We start from the raw sequence: 17,758 nt of genomic DNA, 5'->3' as shown, positions 1-17,758 counted from the left end.
GTGACAGAAGCAACCAAGGTCGAGACGACCGAGGCTGCCGTGGTGGAAACCGCCGCGGGAACCCAGAGCGCTGGCAACGAGCCGCGCGAGGGCCGCCGTGGCGGACGCGAGCGCAACCCCAACCAGCAGCGTGGGAGCCGCGACTCCGACAAGAGCCAGTTCCTCGAGCGCGTTGTGACCATCAACCGTGTCTCCAAGGTGGTGAAAGGCGGTCGTCGCTTCAGCTTCACCGCACTCGTCGTCGTCGGTGACGGAAACGGTCTCGTCGGCGTCGGCTACGGCAAGGCACGCGAGGTTCCCACCGCGATCTCGAAGGGCGTCGAAGAGGCGAAGAAGAACTTCTTCCGCGTGCCGCGCGTCGGCAAGTCGATCCCGCACCCCGTGCAGGGAGAGGCCGCGGCTGGCGTCGTGCTGCTTCGTCCGGCCGCCGCAGGTACCGGTGTTATCGCCGGTGGCCCCGTGCGCGCCGTACTCGAGTGTGCGGGCATCCATGATGTCCTGAGCAAGTCGCTCGGTTCCTCCAACACGATCAACATCGTCCACGCCACGGTCGCGGCGCTCCAGCAGCTCGAAGAGCCTGCCGCGGTCGCGGGTCGCCGCGGCCTGTCGGTCGAGCATGTCGTGCCAGCCCAGATCCTCAGGATCCAGGCAGAGTCAGCAAAGGCAGGTGTCTGATGGCCGCGCGCCTGAAGGTGACCCAGATCAAGTCCAAAATTAGTGAGAAGCAAAACCAGCGCGACACCCTGCGCAGCTTGGGACTCAAGCGCATCGGCGACTCCGTCGTCAGGGAAGACAACTCGCAGAACCGCGGGTACGTCAAGACCGTCGCTCATCTGGTGAAGGTCGAGGAGATTGACTAATGGCTGAGACAGAGAAGCCAACTACGGCCAAGGCTCCGGCCAAGGCTGCAGCAGCGAAGGCGGCCCCCAAGGCCGCCGCTGTAAAGTCGGCTGCAGAGAAGGCTCCGGCCAAGACTGCCGCCAAGGCTCCGGCGAAGGCCCCGGCCAAGGCTGCAACCACGGCATCCGCCAAGGTCGAGTCGAGCGCGAAGGCGCCTGCTGCCCCCAAGGCGAAGAAGGCTCCGGAGTCCGAGACCCGTCCTCAGGTGCTGAAGATGCACCACCTTCGTCCGGCCCCGGGTGCCAAGACCGCACGCACCCGCGTGGGTCGTGGTGAGGGCTCGAAGGGCAAGACGGCCGGTCGTGGAACCAAGGGAACCAAGGCTCGCTACCAGGTTCGCGTCGGCCTCGAGGGTGGAAACCTGAACAGCGTCATGCGCACGCCGAAGCTGCGCGGGTTCACGAACCCGTTCCGCATCGAGTACCAGGTCGTCAACCTCGACAAGCTTGCAGAGCTCTACCCGAAGGGTGGGGACGTGACCGCGGCCGACCTCGTCGCCAAGGGCGCAGTGCGTAAGAACGAGAAGGTCAAGGTTCTTGGGCAGGGTGACATTGCGGTTAAGCTGAACGTTGCCGTTGACAAAGTCTCCGGCTCTGCCCAGCAGAAGATCGTTGCAGCGGGCGGTTCGGTAAAGTAACCGAGTTGCCCAGCGGGTGGCCCGCAGGGGCCACCCGATCTGCAGAAACACCGTTTTAGCCAGGAGGCCTCGTGTTCAGTGCCGTAGCGCGGATCTTCCGCACGCCCGATCTTCGTAAGAAGATCGGATTCACGATCGGCCTGATCGCCCTGTTCCGTCTGGGATCGTTCATCCCCGCGCCGTTCGTCGACTACCGCAATGTTCAGCAGTGTCTTCAGAGCAGTTCCTCGACGAGTGGACTCTACGACCTCGTCAACCTGTTCAGCGGCGGTGCCCTGCTGCAGCTGTCGGTCTTCGCCCTCGGCATCATGCCGTACATCACGGCGTCGATCATCGTGCAACTGCTGCGCGTGGTCATCCCTCACTTTGACGCCCTGTACCAGGAGGGCCAGGCAGGCCAGGCCCGCCTCACCCAGTACACGCGTTACCTCACGGTCGCCCTCGGTGTTCTCCAGTCCACGACGCTCGTGACCGTCGCCCGCAGCGGCGCACTCTTCCCGAGTTCGGCGGGAACTCCGGCCTGTAGCCAGCTCATCACCAACAACGCCTGGTACGCCATCCTGCTCATGGTCATCACGATGACCGCGGGCACCGGCCTCATCATGTGGATGGGTGAGCTCATCACCGAGCGCGGCGTCGGCAACGGCATGTCGCTGCTGATCTTCATCTCGATCGCCGCGCAGTTCCCAACCTCCCTCTGGGCCATCCAGGAGGCGAAGGGCTTCGAGGTCTTCCTCATGGTGCTGGCCCTGGGACTCATCATCACCGGGCTCGTCGTCTACGTCGAACAATCGCAGCGACGCGTCCCTGTGCAATACGCCAAACGCATGATCGGTCGCCGCACCTACGGCGGCAACAACACCTACATCCCGATCAAGGTCAACATGGCCGGGGTCATCCCGATCATCTTCGCCTCGTCGCTGCTGTACCTGCCCGCCCTGATCGCGCAGTTCAATGCGCCCAAGGATGGCAAGCTGCCCGCACCGTGGGTCACCTGGATCACCGACAACCTGCAGTCCGGCGACAGCCCGATGTACGTTCTCGTGTACTTCCTGCTCAACGTCGGCTTCACCTACTTCTATGTGGCGATCACCTTCAACCCGGAGGAAGTGGCCGACAACATGAAGAAGTACGGCGGGTTCATCCCCGGTATCCGAGCCGGGCGACCCACCGCCGAGTACCTCGACTACGTGCTCACCCGCGTGACGCTGGCTGGTGCCCTGTACCTCGCGCTCATCGCGCTCATTCCGCTCGTCGCGCTGGCGCTCTTCGGGGCAAACCAGAACTTCCCGTTCGGCGGTGCGAGCCTGCTCATCATCGTCGGCGTCGGACTCGAGACCGTCAAACAGATAGATGCGCAGCTGCAACAGCGGCACTATGAGGGCCTGCTCCGATGACCCGGCTACTGATCGTCGGCCCTCCGGGGGCGGGCAAGGGCACTCAGGCCAAGCAGATCTCTGCGGCGTTCGGAATCCCCACCATCTCCACGGGTGACATCTTCCGCTTCAACATCGCGAACCAGACCGAACTCGGCGTCAAGGTCAAGGCGATCGTCGACGGCGGCGACTATGTGCCGGACGAGCTGACCAACGCGCTCGTTCGTGACCGACTCGGTGAGCCGGATGCCGCCGACGGCTTCCTGCTCGACGGCTACCCGCGCACGACAGAGCAGGTCCGCTATCTCGATGCCTTCCTCGCCGAACACGGCGTCGCACTCGACGCGGTCATCCGCCTCGTTGCCGATCGCGACGCGATCGTCGAGCGGCTGCGCAAGCGGGCCGTCGCCGAGGGCAGGGTGGACGACTCCGAGGAGGCGATCCGGCACCGCCAGGACGTCTACCTGCGCGAGACCGATCCGCTCATCACCGTGTATCGCACGCGCGGTCTGCTCATCGAGGTCGACGGGCTGGGCAGCGTCGACGATGTTGCGGCTCGTATCTCCAGGGCGCTCGCCGAGCGCGGCATCGGCCCGGCGGAGAACGACCGCGCCGTCGGCTGACCCGCCATGCGCAGGCGTCACAGCATCTACAAGTCCCAGGCCGAACTGCGGCTGATGGTGGCCCCCGGTCTCATCACTGCGGCATCGCTCGATGCCGCTCGTGGTGCGATAAGGCCCGGCGTCACGACCGGCGCGCTCGACTCTGCGGCAGAGAAGGCGATCCGCGCCGGTGGCGGTGTGCCGAACTTCATGAAGGAACCCGGCTACCGGCACACGATCTGCGCCTCCGTGAACGAGGATGTCGTGCACGGCATCCCCGGAGGCAGGGTGGTCGAAGCCGGCGACATCGTCTCGATCGACAGCGGAGCGGAATTCGGCGGCTGGAACGGCGACGCCGCCTTCAGCCTGGTCGTGCCCGATCCGAGCAGGCCCAAGCTCGTGGCGGAACGGCAGAGGCTCGTGGACGTGACGGAGCAGTCGCTGTGGCACGGAATCGCAGCGCTCGCCCGGGCCGCGTATCTGGGCGAGGTCGGGGCCGCGATCGAGGAGTACATCGACGCGCAAGGTGAATACGGCATCCTCGAGGACTACGTCGGTCACGGCATCGGACGCTCGATGCACGAGGAGCCTCCCGTGTTCAACTACCGAGTGCGCGACCGCGGACCCGCCGTGAAGCCCGGGCTCGTCGTCGCGATAGAGCCGATGGTGACGCTCGGCGGGATCGACACCTTCACCGGTGACGACGGGTGGACCGTCACCACGAGCGACGGAAGCATGGCAGCGCACTGGGAGCACTCGATCGCGGTGCACGCGGACGGCATCTGGGTACTCACGGCGCACGACGGCGGAGCGGCGGGGCTCGCACCGCTCGGCGTCGTCCCGGTTCCCATCCCTTAGCCCATCCGCACACCTCACCCTCGGCGCTCCGAGTTACTTCTCGATGTCGCGCACGAGCTCTTCGATGAACGAGGGGAAGTCGACCGAGCGGTGCACGAGTTGCTGCACGTCGTCGCGGTCGGAGAACACCGAGACGAACTGGTCGAAGATCGACTGGAATGTCGTGCGGTCGCTCGCACTGAAGGCGATGAGTGCCACCACGTTCACCCGGTTCTCGCCCCAGCTCATCGGCTGGTCGTTCACGGCGATGCAGATGGCCGTGCGCTTGGCAGACATGGCCATCGCGTGCGGCACCGCGATGTTGTCCGTGAACGCTGTGGACGACATCCGCTCGCGTTCGATCGCCCCGTCGATGTACGCGGGCAGAATGACCCCGGCATCCACCATGCGTTCGCCGAGCGTCCTGATCATCGAGATCTCGTCATCCGCGTGAACATTGCGCAGGAACAGTGCCTCGTCGAAGAACATGAGCAGCTCGTCCTTGAGGTGCAGCCTGCGGCGTTGCCGTCGCACCCTGCTGATGCCGCGCCTGATCGTCTCGATGTCGTTCTCGGTGAGGAACGGCTGGATGACGACCACGTTGTCCGCGAACGGCACAGACGCGATCGTCGTGAGCACGAGGTCCGTCGCGAGCTCGTCCCAGTCGACGTCCGTGCGAGTGATGACGATCTCGATCTGCAGCTCGTCGCCGAGCGCCGCCTCGAGCCGCTCGCGCAGGATCAGGTGCAGGTCGTAGTAGTTGGGACAGACGATCGCGCAGGTGACGCGCTCCTCTCGCCGAGCCTGGCGCTCGAGGTAGGAGCCGATGTGCAGCGCGATGTAGGAGATCTCGTCGTCGTGGATGGTGATCGATTCGCTGCGCTGGATCTCGCTGGCCACGAACACCGCGAGCTCGTAGATCATTGGGAATGCCGTTTTGATCGACCGCGTCATCGGGTTGCGCGAGTAGGACTTGTCCTGCGCCCGTGCCACGAGGTTCTGCACGTGCAGCGACAGGCGAACGATGAATTCCTCGTCGTCGAGGTCCACCATGTATTCCTCGTCGACCCGCGCGATGATCCGACGGATGTTCGCGAGGGTGTCGTGGGTCGAACTGGCGACCGCAGCGCGCGCATCCGCCGAGTCGCGGCCCGGAGTGATCACCCTGGTCGTCAGCAGCAGCGCGAGGTAGTCGAGGTCGGTCTTACGCAGGGCGACGCCGAAATGCTGCAGCACGAGTACCGAGAGCTGCTCGGGGATGTCCGCGATCGGACGCCCACCCGGCCCGGTGACCGGTACGGTCGGGAGCTGCTCCTTCGAGGTGCGGTCGACAGCGATCGCAACGTGGAGCAGCACGTTGTTGATGCCGTACTCGTTGACGAAGTACCCGTGCGAGTCGAGCATCCCGATCAGATCGGTCTTGAACTTGCGGAGGTTGGCCGAATCGAACTCGCGTTGGATGCTCTCGAGTTCGAGGAAGCCCTGCACGCTACCGGCGCGGAACATGCGGCTGAGAAGTCGCCTCAGGTCGTACTCGGAGCCGGAGAGAGAGACCAGGTTGCCCTTGCGGACGAGCGTGAGGTCGGACTCTTCGACGAGGGCCTTGACCTTCCTGAGGTCGGCCTCGATGGTCGATTCGCTCACGAACAGGCTCTCTGCGAGGGAGAAGACGTCGATGCCCTCCGGCGAGTCGCCGAGCCTGCGAACCACGTGATAGACCCGGTCGCGCGGGGTCTCCGGCTCGTTGCCGGGCTGCTTTGCCGTGGCGAGGAAGCTCGCGTACAGCTCGCGGTTGAGCCGGTAGCCACTCGTGGATGACTCGATCACCTCGAGCGGGTGCGCGGAAGCCTTGACCGCGGTGACATAGCTGCGCACACTGCGGGTGGTCACCCCGAGCTGGTCCGCCAGCTCTCCGGCCGTGACCCATCCATCGGCCTGTGCCAGGTAATCGAGCAGGCGTTCGCGCCTGTCGATCATCGGTTCTCACCCGTGGAGTGCATGGTGCGATCTCCTCCGATCAGCGAGCCGAGCCGCACGCAATCGGGCGGCCCTCACGCCATTCTTGCAGAGTGATGCCGCCGCGTGCCGGGCGGAGCCGCGGGACCTGACCCTCTTCCGGGGGTGCGGAACCTTTCCTGTTGGCGGCCCGTGAGGGTGCTGGGCCAGCATGGGAGGACAGGCCGGGAGGTCCGGTATCCGTTAGTTGACGCGAGGAGGCGTGCCGTGCAGAGAGTTCTCGTCGTGTGCGGCGCCGGAGCGTCAAGCACCTTCCTCGTGCACTGGATGCGCAGGGCCGCCCAGGCTCGCGGCCTCGACCTGACCATCGACGCGGGCAGCAGTGCCCAGGTCCCCTCCGAGCTCGACGGCGTCACGGCCGTGCTCGTGGGAGCCCACCTCGCGGAACAGTTCCCTGCGCTGCAGGCCGACGCGGCATCCGTCGGCGTTCCCGCCGCCCTGCTGCCGACTCTCGCCTTCGACGCGATCGGAGCCGCGACCGCCCTTGACGTACTCGGCGACCTTCTCGTCGCCCACGACACCGCCACCGACACCGGGAGCTCTCATGGCTGAACAGACCATCCGCATCGCATCGACGCACGGACTGCACGCGCGCCCCGCCTCGATCTTCACGCAAGCGGCAGCAGCAGCGGGCATCCCCGTGCAGGTCGCCAAGGGCGACAAGGTGGTGAACGCCGCGAGCATCCTCGGGGTCATCTCCCTCGGGATCGAGCACGACGACGAGGTGACCGTGAGCGCGGAGGGCGACAACGCGGCGCAGGTCGTCGACGAACTGGTCGTGCTGCTCACGACCGATTTCGACAAAGAGTAACGGGGGAGAACACAATGCGGCTGCACGGTGTGGGAATTGGGCGTGGACTCGCCACCGGTCCCGTGTTGCGCATGCCTGAGCCCCTTCCGGAGCCGAAGGATGCGAAGAGCGAGCTCGGCGCTGACGTCGAGAAGGAGCGCGCCACCGCGGGTCTCGCGGCAACGGCCGCGCTCATCCGGCTGCGTGGCGAGCGCGCGGGGGGCACCGCGAAGGACGTGCTCGACGCGCAGGCCTTCATGGCGGAGGACCCGACCCTGAGCGCGGATGTCGCGGCCAGGATCGAGTCAGGCAAGACCGCAGAGCGTGCCGTGTTCGAGGCGTTCGCGAGCTTCCGCGACCTGCTCAGCGGCATGGGCGGCTACATGGGAGAGCGCGCGAGCGACCTCGACGACGTCTCGCAGCGAGTGATCGCCCACCTCGCCGGCGTTCCGGTTCCGGGCGTTCCCGACTCCGACCACCCGTTCGTGCTGGTGGCTCACGACCTCGCTCCAGCCGATACCGCGCTGCTCGATCTCGACAAGATCATCGCGCTCGTCACGAGCGACGGAGGCCCGACCTCGCACACCGCGATCCTGGCCAGGGAGAAGTCGATCGTCGCGATCGTCGGCGCATCCGATGCCATGTCGGTCGAAGATGGGACTGTCGTGATCGTGGATGCCGCGGCTGGCCTGGTCACGGTCGACCCTGACGAAGACACCGTCGCTGAGACCCGCGAGCGCATCGCCGAACGCGCGGCCGAGGTCGCGATTCCGGTTGGACCGGGAGTGCTCGCCGACGGAACCGCCGTGCCACTCCTGGCCAACCTCGGATCGGCCAGCGGCGCTGCGGAGGCGGTCGAGCTCGGCGCAGAGGGTGTTGGGCTCTTCCGCACCGAGTTTCTCTTCCTTGACGCGACGACTGCGCCCACCGTGGCCGAACAGCAGGAGCACTACACGAAACTGCTCGAGGCGTTCCCGGGCAAGAAGGTCGTCGTGCGCGCTCTCGACGCCGGCGCGGACAAGCCACTCAGCTTTCTCAACGCGGCCACGGAGGAGAACCCCGCGCTCGGACTGCGCGGACTCCGTGCGCTGCGCGCGAACGAACAGATCCTGCGCGACCAGCTCACCGCGCTCGTCGCCGCGGACGCCGCGACCGAGGCAGACCTCTGGGTCATGGCGCCGATGGTGTCGACCGTCGAGGAGACGCGGTACTTCTCGCGGATCGCGAAGGAAGTGGGGCTGAAGACTGCCGGCGTGATGGTCGAGGTCCCGTCATCCGCGTTGCTCGCCGACCGCATCCTCGCCGAGGCCGACTTCGCCAGCATCGGCACCAACGACCTCACCCAGTACACGCTCGCCGCCGACCGCCTGCTCGGCTCGGTCGCCGCGTTCCAGGACCCGTGGCATCCGGCGGTCCTTCGCCTGGTCGGCGAGGTCGGGCGCGCGGGCGCGGCACTCGACAAACCGGTCGGGGTCTGCGGTGAGGCCGCGGCCGACCCGCTCCTCGCGGTCGTGCTCGTGGGGCTCGGAGTGACCTCGCTGTCGATGTCACCCGCCGCCCTCGCGGGGGTTCGCGCGGAGCTTCACCGCTTCACGCTCCCCCAGGCCCGCGAATTGGCCGACCTCGCGCTCTCGGCGAACGGCGCAAACGAGGCCCGCGCCGCCGTGGCCGCAGCAAGCTCATCCTCTCTCCATTAGTACCCGTTCACCAACCAGAGAAAGTGAAGTGACATCATGACGACGACGTCGACCCCCACAGCAACAAAGTCAGGAGGGGGCGCCCGAGTGGGCGTTCAGCGCTTCGGCACCTTCCTGAGCGGCATGATCATGCCGAACCTCGCGGCCTTCATCGCGTGGGGCATCATCACCGCCCTGTTCATCCAGACCGGATGGGCGCCGAACGGCCTGCTCGGCGGTTTCGGCAAGACCGGCGACGTGGCCAATGTCGGCCTGGTCGGCCCGATGATCACCTACCTTCTGCCGCTGCTCATTGCGAACACCGGTGGGCGGATGGTCTACGGGACGCGAGGTGGCGTGGTTGCGACGATTGCGACCATGGGTGTCATCGTCGGCAGCCCTGTTCCGATGTTCCTCGGCGCCATGATCGTCGGTCCGCTCTCGGCCTGGCTGACGAAGTACATGGACAAGATCTGGGCGGGCAAGATCCGTGCGGGCTTCGAGATGCTCGTCGACAACTTCTCCGCGGGCATCCTGGCCTTCGGACTTGCGGTCGGTGCGTTCTTCGGCGTCGCGCCCGTGGTCACCGGCCTGAGCAACGCGCTCAGTGCCGCGGTGGAGTTCCTCGTGCACAGTGGGCTGCTGCCCCTCGCGAGCATCTTCATCGAGCCGGGCAAGGTGTTGTTCCTCAACAATGCGATCAACCACGGAATCCTGACCCCGCTCGGCATCGAGCAGTCCAAGGAGACCGGCAAGTCGATCCTGTTCCTGCTCGAGGCCAACCCTGGCCCCGGTGTCGGCATCCTGCTCGCCTTCATGTTCTTCGGCGTCGGGATCTCCAAGGCGAGCGCGCCCGGTGCGATCATCATCCAGTTCCTCGGTGGTATCCACGAGATCTACTTCCCGTACGTGCTCATGAAGCCGATGCTGCTGCTTGCCGCAATAGGTGGCGGTATGACCGGTGTCGCGATCAACGTCGCATTCCACTCGGGCCTCGTTGCTCCGGCCTCTCCGGGAAGCATCTTCGCGATCATCTTCCAGACCTCGCGAGACAGCTACGTGGGCGTGATCCTCTCGGTCATCGGTGCCGCACTCGTGTCGTTCCTCATCTCCGCGATCATCCTGCGGGCCTCCCGCAGGCGTGACCTCGAGGCGCTCGCAGCCGGTGACGACGAACTCGCCGCCGCTGTTGCGAAGAACGAGATGAACAAGGGCGGCACCAGCCGCGTCGGCGACCTGCTCGGGGTCAAGGCCGAGGGCGGCGTCGCGACCGCAACGAAGATCGAGAACATCGTCTTCGCCTGCGACGCAGGCATGGGCTCGAGTGCCATGGGCGCGACCGTGCTGCGGAACAAGATCAAGAAGGCCGGAATCGAGGGCGTCACGGTGACCAACAAGGCCATCGCGAACCTCGACGGCACCGAGGATCTGATCATCACGCAGAACACCCTCACCGAACGGGCCCGCCAGAAGAACCCGTCGGCCGTGCACGTCTCCGTCGATAACTTCATGGCAAGCCCGAAGTACGACGACGTCGTCGAAATGGCGAGAAACTAGCTGGATCGCGCGATCGCCAGGAAGAACCAAGGGACATCATGAGCCAGAACGTACTCGAGCCAGACCAGATCAACGCCGCCGGATCGGCCACCAGCAAGGAGGAGGCGATCCGGGAAGCCGGAGCGATACTCGTCGCGGCCGGTGCCGTCACGGCAGAGTACGTCGACTACATGATGCAGCGGGAGGCACTCACCTCCACCTACATGGGCAATTTCCTGGCGATCCCGCACGGCACGAACGAGGGCAAGGACACGATCCTTGCGTCCGCGCTCTCGTTCGTGCGTTATTCCACCCCGATCGACTGGGACGGCAACGAGGTGCGCTTCGTCGTAGGCATCGCGGGCAAGGAGAACGGACACATGGAGATCCTGTCCAGGATCGCCATGATCTTCAGCGACGAGGATGAGGTGCAGCGGCTCCTCGACGCCTCCGACGCCGAGGGCCTCCTCGCCGTGCTGGGGGATGTGAACTCATGACGAAAGCCGTGCACTTCGGCGCGGGAAACATCGGGCGCGGATTCATCGGGCTCGTGCTGCACGACGCGGGCTACGAGGTCGTGTTTGCGGATGTCGATGCCGCGGTCATCGATGCCCTCGCCAGTACTCCCAGCTACCAGGTGCACGAGGTGGGCAACAACCACCGCACCATCACCGTGGACAACTACCGGGCCATCAACAGCGGCACCCACGCTGCGGAGACGAGCGCCGAGATCTCGACGGCCGACATCGTCACGACCGCGGTGGGGCCGAACATCCTGCGCTTTGTCGCCCCGGTCATCGCGAGGGCGATTCTCGACCGCCCGTCTTCCCTTCCGCCCCTCCAGGTCATGGCCTGTGAGAACGCGATCAACGCGACCGATCTCCTGAGGGCTGAGATTCTGAAGGCACTCGAGGCCAGCGGCCAGGCCGCACGGATCGATGGCGCGATCTTCGCGAACACCGCCGTTGACCGGATCGTTCCCGCGCAGGATCGCGGAGACGGTCTCGACGTGACGGTCGAGGAGTTCTTCGAGTGGGCCATCGAGAGCGGACCGTTCGGTGACGCCCCGCCGTCGATCTCCGAGGCACACTTCGTCGACGACCTTGCCCCGTACATCGAGCGCAAGCTGTTCACGGTGAACACCGGGCACGCGACGCTGGCGTACCACGGCTTCCTGCACGGCGCGGTCTCGATCGCCGATGCCATGCGCATCCCCGAGGTGCTCGCCGAGGTGCAGGCGGTACTGACCGAGACGAAGACCCTGCTCGTGGCCGAGCACGACTTCGAGCCCGAGGTGCAGCAGGCCTACGTGCGGCAGAACCTCGCGCGCTTCGCCAACCCGTACCTGCCAGACACCCCGGAGCGGGTCGGGCGCTCGCCGCTGCGGAAGCTCGGGCGGCACGAGAGATTCATCCGCCCGGCGCTCGGCCTGGCCGAGAGGGGCGTGCGGCCGGAGGCGCTGCTGCGCGCGATCGGCGCTGCACTGCGGTTCGACCTTCCGTCCGACCCCGAGAGCGTGACGATGCGGCAGTGGCTCGGCGCGCTCACGCCGGAGGAGTTCACGAGCGATGTCACCGGGCTCGCGCAGGGCGAAGCACTGTTCGCGGATGTCGTGGGCATCGTGCGCGCCGCGCGATTATAGACGCGTGTTGGCGAAAGAGTCGGTTATCCCATAAGATTGATCCTTGGTGTCTGCGGTCGATTTTGTCGTGCCGCCTTTTCCCCCTGATCAGCGGTCTTCGGGATGACTGGCGCCACAATCCAACGCACGACCAGCACGTTCAATTTCTAGCGACGAAGAGGCTATGGCCAACAAAGACGGTGTCATCGAGATCGAGGGCGCAGTAGTCGAAGCTCTGCCCAACGCGATGTTCCGCGTTGAGCTGACCAACGGCCACCGCGTGCTTGCCCACATTTCGGGCAAGATGCGTCAGCACTACATCCGCATCCTCCCCGAGGACCGCGTGATCGTGGAGCTGAGCCCCTACGACCTGACCCGGGGCCGGATCGTCTACCGCTACAAGTAAGAACAAACGGATGCGCATGCGCGCGTCCGGCTGGAAAGTAACGGCCCGGGGCATTCTCCGGGTACGAAGACAGCGAAACAAGGAACCACGATGAAGGTCAATCCCAGCGTCAAGCCGATCTGCGAGCACTGCAAGGTGATCCGTCGCAACGGCAAGGTCATGGTCATCTGCAAGTCGAACCCGCGTCACAAGCAGCGTCAAGGTTAATAGCAAAGGCCATTTCTGGCCTTTGAAGCCTTGACGCGGACGGTCGTCTCGGCCGTCCGGTTCCGTGGACTACACAACTGAACAGAATAAAAGAGCAGCATCACGATCCCAGTTCGCGAGAACCGGGGGACACCCGCGGTCGGAGGCCTCGGTACCGATGCTGTCCATCACCTCCACTCATATCCAGGAGAAGCCACCATGGCACGTCTAGCCGGCGTTGACATTCCGCGCGACAAGCGCGTTGAAGTCGCACTGACCTATATCTACGGAGTTGGCCGCACCAGGGCGCTGAAGGCCCTCGCCGACACCAGCATCAGCGGGGAGATCCGCGTGAAAGATCTCACCGACGACCAGCTCATCGCGCTCCGCGACTACATCGAAGGCAACTTCAAGGTAGAAGGTGACCTCCGTCGTGAGGTCGCAGCGGACATCCGCCGCAAGGTCGAGATCGGAAGCTATCAGGGCATCCGTCACCGCAAGGGTCTGCCCGTGCACGGCCAGCGCACCAAGACCAACGCTCGCACCCGCAAGGGCCCGAAGCGCACCGTAGCCGGCAAGAAGAAGGCCCGATAGGCGCTGGGGAACCCCCACCGTCATCGCCATAATTTTTAGGAGAAAAAATTGGCAGCACCCAAGTCGGCCGCTCGCAAGCCGCGTCGTAAAGAGAAGAAGAACATCGCAGTGGGCCAGGCCCACATCAAGTCGACCTTCAACAACACCATCGTCACCATCACCGACCCCACCGGCGCGGTTCTGAGCTGGTCATCGTCAGGCGTCGTGGGCTTCAAGGGTTCGCGCAAGTCGACCCCGTACGCCGCCCAGATGTCGGCGGAGTCCGCCGCTCGCCAGGCGCAGGAGCACGGCATGAAGAAGGTCGACGTCTTCGTCAAGGGACCGGGCTCTGGTCGCGAGACCGCGATCCGTTCGCTCCAGGCCGCCGGCCTCGAGGTCGGCTCGATCACGGATGTCACGCCGCAGGCGCACAACGGATGCCGTCCGCCGAAGAGGCGCAGGGTCTGATCAGTTTCATCGTTGATCGGGTAGCGAGCGCCAGCGAGCGTGTCGGGACCGGTCTCGATACGGCTGCTTCTTCGTCGCGGTCTGGTCGACCAACACAGCTTCACAACTCAATAGTTTGAACTCCCCGTAAGTGTCATATAGCGGACACTTTGCCGAAAGGAAACAACAGTGCTCATTGCACAACGCCCCACTCTGACCGAAGAGAACATCTCCGAGTTCCGTTCACGGTTCGTCATCGAGCCGCTGGAGCCCGGATTCGGTTACACCCTCGGCAACTCCCTGCGCCGTACCCTGCTCTCGTCGATTCCGGGGGCTGCCGTCACGAGCATCCGCATCGACGGTGTCCTGCACGAGTTCAGCACTGTTGCTGGTGTGAAGGAAGACGTCACCGAGATCATCCTCAACATCAAGGGTCTCGTCGTCTCGAGTGAGCACGACGAGCCGATCACCGCGTATCTTCGCAAGACGGGTGCGGGCCAGGTCACCGCGGCGGATATCTCCGCTCCGGCCGGCGTGGAGATCCACAACCCCGAGCTGCTCATCGCCACGCTCAACGACAAGGCGAAGTTCGAGCTCGAGCTGACCATCGAGCGCGGCCGTGGCTACGTCTCCGCCGCGCAGAACCGCAGCGAGTTCAGCGAAGCGGGCCAGATCCCGATCGACTCGATCTACTCCCCGGTGCTCAAGGTCACCTACCGCGTCGAGGCGACGCGTGCCGGTGAGCGTACCGACTTCGACCGCCTGGTGGTGGATGTCGAGACCAAGTCGGCGATCACCCCGCGCGACGCCATCGCCTCGGCCGGGCGCACGCTGACGGAACTGTTCGGTCTGGCTCGCGAACTCAACTCCGCGGCAGAGGGCATCGAGATCGGCCCCGCGCCGGTCGACGCCGTGCTGTCGAGCGAGCTGAGCATGCCGATCGAGGATCTCGACCTGTCTGTGCGCAGCTACAACTGCCTCAAGCGCGAGGGCATCAACACCGTGAGCGAACTGGTCGCACTGTCGGAGACGCAGCTCATGAACATCCGCAACTTCGGGCAGAAGTCGGTGGATGAGGTCAAGGACAAGCTCGTGGAGCTGGGCCTGTCACTCAAGGACACCGTCCCCGGGTTCGACGGCGCGCACTTCTACAGCGGCTACGACGAGGCCGAAGAGAACAACTAGGGCTCGTCGTTCTCGACGCCCACGACCATCTGATTCTGGAGAAAAACCATGCCAACGCCAACCAAGGGTCCGCGCCTCGGTGGAGGTCCGGCTCACGAGCGCCTCTTGCTCGCGAACCTCGCCGCCGCGCTGTTCACCCACAAGAGCATCAAGACGACCGAGACCAAGGCGAAGCGCCTGCGTCCGGTCGCCGAGCGGCTCATCACCTTCGCCAAGCGCGGAGACCTGCACGCGCGCCGTCGCGTGCTGTCCGTGATCGGCGACAAGACCGTCGTGCACGAGTTGTTCACGCAGATCGCACCGCTCGTCGCCGAGCGTGATGGCGGCTACACCCGCATCACCAAGCTGGGCTTCCGCAAGGGCGACAACGCTTCCATGGTGCAGATCGAGCTCGTTCTCGAGCCCGTGAACCCGAAGCCGAAGGCCAAGACGAAGGCCAGCACCACGGCAGAGAAGCCCGCGAAGGCTGCTCCCGCTGCGGAGCCCGTAGCCGACGAGCCTGCTGCAGCCGAGCCCGCTGCCGCGGAGGAGACCGCCGAGCAGACGGCTGCCGTCGACGCCGAGACCACAGAGGTCGCCGCCGAGGAGGCTCCCGCGGCGGCCGAGGCCGCGGACGAAGCGCCCGCTGAGGACGCCAAGTAGTCTTCTGCCCCAGCCCGTAGTCAGGAACGCCCCGCTCGCCGAGCGGGGCGTTCCTGCATCCCCGGCCCACTCATCCCTTCCCTCGACTGGATGCCGGTGGCGCATCGAACTCGTGCAGGTCGGAGGGACTTCGTGTGGATTGGCCGAGATCGAAGGAACTTTTTGGGCGACAGCCGCAGAAGTTCCTTTTTCCGGAACTGGTGCGGGCTCAGAGCGGGGTTGCGGCCAGGCCGTAGTCGTTGGGCCCCAGGATCGGCGGGAGTTCGGCGAGGCGCTGCAGGGCGTCCCTGATCACACCGGCGTAGATCTCCCCGCCGCGCTGGCCCGGATGGATCTGGTCGCGGGCGAGCAGGTTCAGGTGGCCGGCGATGGCATCCCGCCAATTGGCGAGCTCGACGTTGCGGTACTGCTGCGCATAGTGCGCGAGGGTCTGGTCGACGCCGTCTGTCCAGCCTCGCGGCGCCTGCACGTTCACGAGCACGATCTGGGTGCGCGGGCCAGCGATCTCCCTCGCCTCGTCGAGCGGCGCACGATCGATCGGGCCGTTGGTGCCGAGCCCGATGACGAGGGTCGGGCGCAGCGTGCCGTTGTCCTTCATGCCCTTGACGATCGAGGGAAGCGTGGACATCTGCCTCGACACAACGGCGTCGATCTGGATGCCGGGGAAGGCCTGCTGCAGTCCAGCGGCAGAGGCGAGCATCACCGAGTCGCCGATCGCCGCGATCTGGTCGCCGCCGGGCAGCGCGGCCGGAACCGCGTGCGGCTGCTCCGTCGCCCCGGACGCCGAGGTGCCCGGCGTCGCCCCTCTCGGTGCCGTTGGTGCCGGCGTCGTGGCGCGGGGCGAAGCCGTGTCGATGGCCGCCTGCCCGCGCTGGATCTGCAGCTCCGCGTCACTCTGCGTCGACCCGCTGCTCATCGCCGCGACAGTGCCGACTCCCGTGGCCAGCACAACCACCAGGACGGTCGTGACGCCGAGAGCGTGCCTCGTGCGAGGCCAGAGTGCGGACCGCTCTGACTTCTCGCGGGAGAACAGCCTGCGCAGTGCTGCCCCGCTCGGCAGCACCCAGCGGAATGCCGCTCTGAAACCCCTGGTGCGGATCGGCTGCTCGATGAAGCGGTACGACAGCGTCGAGGCAACGAGGGTGATCGCAATCGCGATTCCGCCGAGACCCCAGCCCGCGGCGCCCATTCTGGGCCAGTTCGGCAGCGCAGCGACCACGAGTACGAACACCGGCCAGTGCCAGAGATACAGCCCGTAGGATCGCTCCCCCACCCAGCGCAGCGGCGGCAGGTCGAGCACGCGGCCGAGAGCAGACCCGGGAACGATGGCGCCGATGATGGTGACGGCGGTGAGCAGCGCGACGGCGACCAGGCCGCCCTGGTAGACGAGCGGGGCATCCGCGGGCATCAGGATGGTCGCGGCGACGAGCGCTCCCAGGCCGAGCGTGCCGAGGGTGGGGAGCAACCAGCGCGCGGCTCTCGACCACCACAGCGGTTGCGCGGACCAGCGCTGGCTCACGACGGCGAGCGCCGCACCGATGGCGAGGCCGAAGCTGTGGGTGTCCGTGCCGTAGTAGACGCGGGTGGCGTCGGAGCCGGGCGTATACAGCAGCGCCATCGCGAGAGCCGACGCGATGCCCAGCGCCACGACAGAGCCGAACCTCAGCCAGCGATTCCGCACCAGAACCAGAAGCAGCACCACAAGCGGCCAGACCAGGTAGAACTGTTCCTCGACCGCGAGCGACCAGAGATTGCGGAACAACTCCGGGGCGGATTCGTCGAAGTAACTGCTGTGGCCCGCGATCGCGAGCCAGTTGCTGCTGAAGCTCGCCGCCCCGAATACCTGCCTGCCGAGGTCGACCAGGACGTTGCCGCCCATGACCCACGCCGCGGTGCAGCAGCCCAGAACGAGGGCGAAGAGAGCGGGAAGCAGACGCCGCGCGCGGCGCAGCCAGAAGCCTCCGAGCCGGATCCGCCCGGTCGTGGCGCGCTCGCGCAGCAGTAGCGCTGTGATGAGAAAGCCGCTGATCACGAAGAAGACGTCGACGCCGAGATAGCCTCCGACCGCGAGCCCCGGACTCAGGTGGTACAGGATGACCATGATGACGGCGAAGGCGCGAAGCCCGTCGAGCCCGCGCAGGTAACGGTCCGAGAGTCTCGGTTCGATGGGGAGTTTCGCCTTGGCCTGCAGGGAAGGGGCCTTCGTGGCGGCGCGTGGGGGAGTTTTCATGGGATGGCCAACATCCATGCTGACTGCCCGGCACCCTCCCGGTCAACTCGTCGCCGCCGGCTGACCGCAGCGGTGCCCTACTGTTTAACCGTGATCGA

Annotated in this window: 20 protein-coding genes; 18 read left to right on the top strand and 2 right to left on the bottom strand. The window is 65.8% G+C overall.

Annotated features, from left to right (window positions below; all coding sequences use genetic code 11):
* From rpsE to map, 6 genes are all read left to right on the top strand, one after another.
* A complete protein-coding gene (gene rpsE, locus ABUA28_RS03380) occupies nt 1-675 on the top strand; it encodes a 30S ribosomal protein S5 (RefSeq protein WP_407075407.1) in 675 nt (224 codons plus the stop codon).
* Entirely contained in the window at nt 675-860 is a 186-nt protein-coding gene (rpmD, locus tag ABUA28_RS03375) for a 50S ribosomal protein L30 (protein ID WP_325518113.1), read from the top strand. Before rpsE ends, rpmD begins: the two co-directional genes overlap by 1 nt.
* A complete protein-coding gene (gene rplO / locus ABUA28_RS03370; RefSeq protein WP_349902520.1) occupies nt 860-1,537 on the top strand; it encodes a 50S ribosomal protein L15 in 678 nt (225 codons plus the stop codon). The genes rpmD and rplO overlap by 1 nt, the downstream gene beginning before the upstream one ends.
* A 71-nt stretch (nt 1,538-1,608) precedes the next feature.
* A complete protein-coding gene (gene secY / locus ABUA28_RS03365; protein WP_349902519.1) occupies nt 1,609-2,934 on the top strand; it encodes a preprotein translocase subunit SecY in 1,326 nt (441 codons plus the stop codon).
* A complete protein-coding gene (locus ABUA28_RS03360) occupies nt 2,931-3,536 on the top strand; it encodes an adenylate kinase (protein WP_349902518.1) in 606 nt (201 codons plus the stop codon). The genes secY and ABUA28_RS03360 overlap by 4 nt, the downstream gene beginning before the upstream one ends.
* A 6-nt stretch (nt 3,537-3,542) precedes the next feature.
* Nucleotides 3,543-4,373: a type I methionyl aminopeptidase gene (map, locus tag ABUA28_RS03355; protein ID WP_349902517.1), complete on the top strand. Its 831-nt coding sequence runs from the start codon at nt 3,543-3,545 to the stop codon at nt 4,371-4,373.
* Between the two features lie 33 nt (nt 4,374-4,406).
* On the opposite strand, the gene ABUA28_RS03350 is transcribed toward map, so the two are convergent.
* A complete protein-coding gene (locus ABUA28_RS03350) occupies nt 4,407-6,329 on the bottom strand; it encodes a BglG family transcription antiterminator (RefSeq protein ID WP_349902516.1) in 1,923 nt (640 codons plus the stop codon).
* A 246-nt stretch (nt 6,330-6,575) separates the two neighbouring features.
* Between ABUA28_RS03350 and ABUA28_RS03345 the strand changes: the two genes are divergently transcribed.
* From ABUA28_RS03345 to rplQ, 12 genes are all read left to right on the top strand, one after another.
* A complete protein-coding gene (locus ABUA28_RS03345; RefSeq protein WP_349902515.1) occupies nt 6,576-6,920 on the top strand; it encodes a PTS sugar transporter subunit IIB in 345 nt (114 codons plus the stop codon).
* Nucleotides 6,913-7,179: an HPr family phosphocarrier protein gene (locus ABUA28_RS03340; protein ID WP_349902514.1), complete on the top strand. Its 267-nt coding sequence runs from the start codon at nt 6,913-6,915 to the stop codon at nt 7,177-7,179. The genes ABUA28_RS03345 and ABUA28_RS03340 overlap by 8 nt, the downstream gene beginning before the upstream one ends.
* 71 nt (nt 7,180-7,250) lie before the next feature.
* Nucleotides 7,251-8,855, top strand: a complete 1,605-nt coding sequence (ptsP, locus tag ABUA28_RS03335; RefSeq protein WP_407075406.1) for a phosphoenolpyruvate--protein phosphotransferase — start codon at nt 7,251-7,253, stop codon at nt 8,853-8,855.
* Between the two features lie 87 nt (nt 8,856-8,942).
* Nucleotides 8,943-10,391 (top strand): PTS mannitol transporter subunit IICB, encoded by a 1,449-nt coding sequence (locus ABUA28_RS03330; protein WP_349902512.1) that lies wholly within the window; start codon nt 8,943-8,945, stop codon nt 10,389-10,391.
* A gap of 38 nt (nt 10,392-10,429) precedes the next feature.
* The gene (locus tag ABUA28_RS03325; RefSeq protein WP_349902511.1) at nt 10,430-10,867 is read left to right on the top strand and encodes a PTS sugar transporter subunit IIA; all 438 of its coding nucleotides are present in this window, start codon (nt 10,430-10,432) and stop codon (nt 10,865-10,867) included.
* On the top strand, nt 10,864-12,012 hold the full coding sequence (locus tag ABUA28_RS03320; protein ID WP_349902510.1) for a mannitol-1-phosphate 5-dehydrogenase: 1,149 nt from the start codon (nt 10,864-10,866) through the stop codon (nt 12,010-12,012). The genes ABUA28_RS03325 and ABUA28_RS03320 overlap by 4 nt, the downstream gene beginning before the upstream one ends.
* Nucleotides 12,013-12,175: 163 nt before the next feature.
* The gene (infA, locus tag ABUA28_RS03315; protein WP_325516630.1) at nt 12,176-12,397 is read left to right on the top strand and encodes a translation initiation factor IF-1; all 222 of its coding nucleotides are present in this window, start codon (nt 12,176-12,178) and stop codon (nt 12,395-12,397) included.
* A gap of 90 nt (nt 12,398-12,487) precedes the next feature.
* Nucleotides 12,488-12,604, top strand: a complete 117-nt coding sequence (gene rpmJ / locus ABUA28_RS03310; RefSeq protein ID WP_349902509.1) for a 50S ribosomal protein L36 — start codon at nt 12,488-12,490, stop codon at nt 12,602-12,604.
* Between the two features lie 198 nt (nt 12,605-12,802).
* Entirely contained in the window at nt 12,803-13,177 is a 375-nt protein-coding gene (gene rpsM, locus ABUA28_RS03305; protein WP_349902508.1) for a 30S ribosomal protein S13, read from the top strand.
* Nucleotides 13,178-13,225: 48 nt separating this feature from the next.
* Nucleotides 13,226-13,624, top strand: coding sequence for a 30S ribosomal protein S11 (gene rpsK, locus ABUA28_RS03300; RefSeq protein WP_325516626.1), 399 nt, complete (start codon nt 13,226-13,228; stop codon nt 13,622-13,624).
* A 168-nt stretch (nt 13,625-13,792) separates the two neighbouring features.
* Nucleotides 13,793-14,788: a DNA-directed RNA polymerase subunit alpha gene (locus ABUA28_RS03295; RefSeq protein WP_349902507.1), complete on the top strand. Its 996-nt coding sequence runs from the start codon at nt 13,793-13,795 to the stop codon at nt 14,786-14,788.
* Between the two features lie 48 nt (nt 14,789-14,836).
* Entirely contained in the window at nt 14,837-15,430 is a 594-nt protein-coding gene (gene rplQ / locus ABUA28_RS03290) for a 50S ribosomal protein L17 (protein ID WP_349902506.1), read from the top strand.
* 208 nt (nt 15,431-15,638) lie between these two features.
* Here the strand turns inward: rplQ and ABUA28_RS03285 are convergent, their stop codons facing one another.
* The gene (locus ABUA28_RS03285) at nt 15,639-17,660 is read right to left on the bottom strand and encodes an acyltransferase family protein (RefSeq protein WP_349902505.1); all 2,022 of its coding nucleotides are present in this window, start codon (nt 17,658-17,660) and stop codon (nt 15,639-15,641) included.
* Nucleotides 17,661-17,758: the final 98 nt, after the last annotated feature.

It is taken from the genome of Parafrigoribacterium humi (assembly GCF_040227205.1).
In the GTDB taxonomy this organism is placed as follows: Bacteria; Actinomycetota; Actinomycetes; order Actinomycetales; family Microbacteriaceae; genus Parafrigoribacterium_A; species Parafrigoribacterium_A humi.
This window is presented reverse-complemented; position numbering and strand designations above follow the sequence as displayed.

Coding starts and splice junctions, on each gene's coding strand:
- rpmD (WP_325518113.1), top strand. CDS start 675: ATGGCCGCGCGCCTGAAGGTGACCCAGATCAAGTCCAAAATTAGTGAG.
- rplO (WP_349902520.1), top strand. CDS start 860: ATGGCTGAGACAGAGAAGCCAACTACGGCCAAGGCTCCGGCCAAGGCT.
- ABUA28_RS03360 (WP_349902518.1), top strand. CDS start 2,931: ATGACCCGGCTACTGATCGTCGGCCCTCCGGGGGCGGGCAAGGGCACT.
- map (WP_349902517.1), top strand. CDS start 3,543: ATGCGCAGGCGTCACAGCATCTACAAGTCCCAGGCCGAACTGCGGCTG.
- ABUA28_RS03350 (WP_349902516.1), bottom strand. CDS start 6,329: ATGATCGACAGGCGCGAACGCCTGCTCGATTACCTGGCACAGGCCGAT.
- ABUA28_RS03340 (WP_349902514.1), top strand. CDS start 6,913: ATGGCTGAACAGACCATCCGCATCGCATCGACGCACGGACTGCACGCG.
- ptsP (WP_407075406.1), top strand. CDS start 7,251: ATGCCTGAGCCCCTTCCGGAGCCGAAGGATGCGAAGAGCGAGCTCGGC.
- ABUA28_RS03325 (WP_349902511.1), top strand. CDS start 10,430: ATGAGCCAGAACGTACTCGAGCCAGACCAGATCAACGCCGCCGGATCG.
- ABUA28_RS03320 (WP_349902510.1), top strand. CDS start 10,864: ATGACGAAAGCCGTGCACTTCGGCGCGGGAAACATCGGGCGCGGATTC.
- infA (WP_325516630.1), top strand. CDS start 12,176: ATGGCCAACAAAGACGGTGTCATCGAGATCGAGGGCGCAGTAGTCGAA.
- rpmJ (WP_349902509.1), top strand. CDS start 12,488: ATGAAGGTCAATCCCAGCGTCAAGCCGATCTGCGAGCACTGCAAGGTG.
- rpsM (WP_349902508.1), top strand. CDS start 12,803: ATGGCACGTCTAGCCGGCGTTGACATTCCGCGCGACAAGCGCGTTGAA.
- rplQ (WP_349902506.1), top strand. CDS start 14,837: ATGCCAACGCCAACCAAGGGTCCGCGCCTCGGTGGAGGTCCGGCTCAC.
- ABUA28_RS03285 (WP_349902505.1), bottom strand. CDS start 17,660: ATGAAAACTCCCCCACGCGCCGCCACGAAGGCCCCTTCCCTGCAGGCC.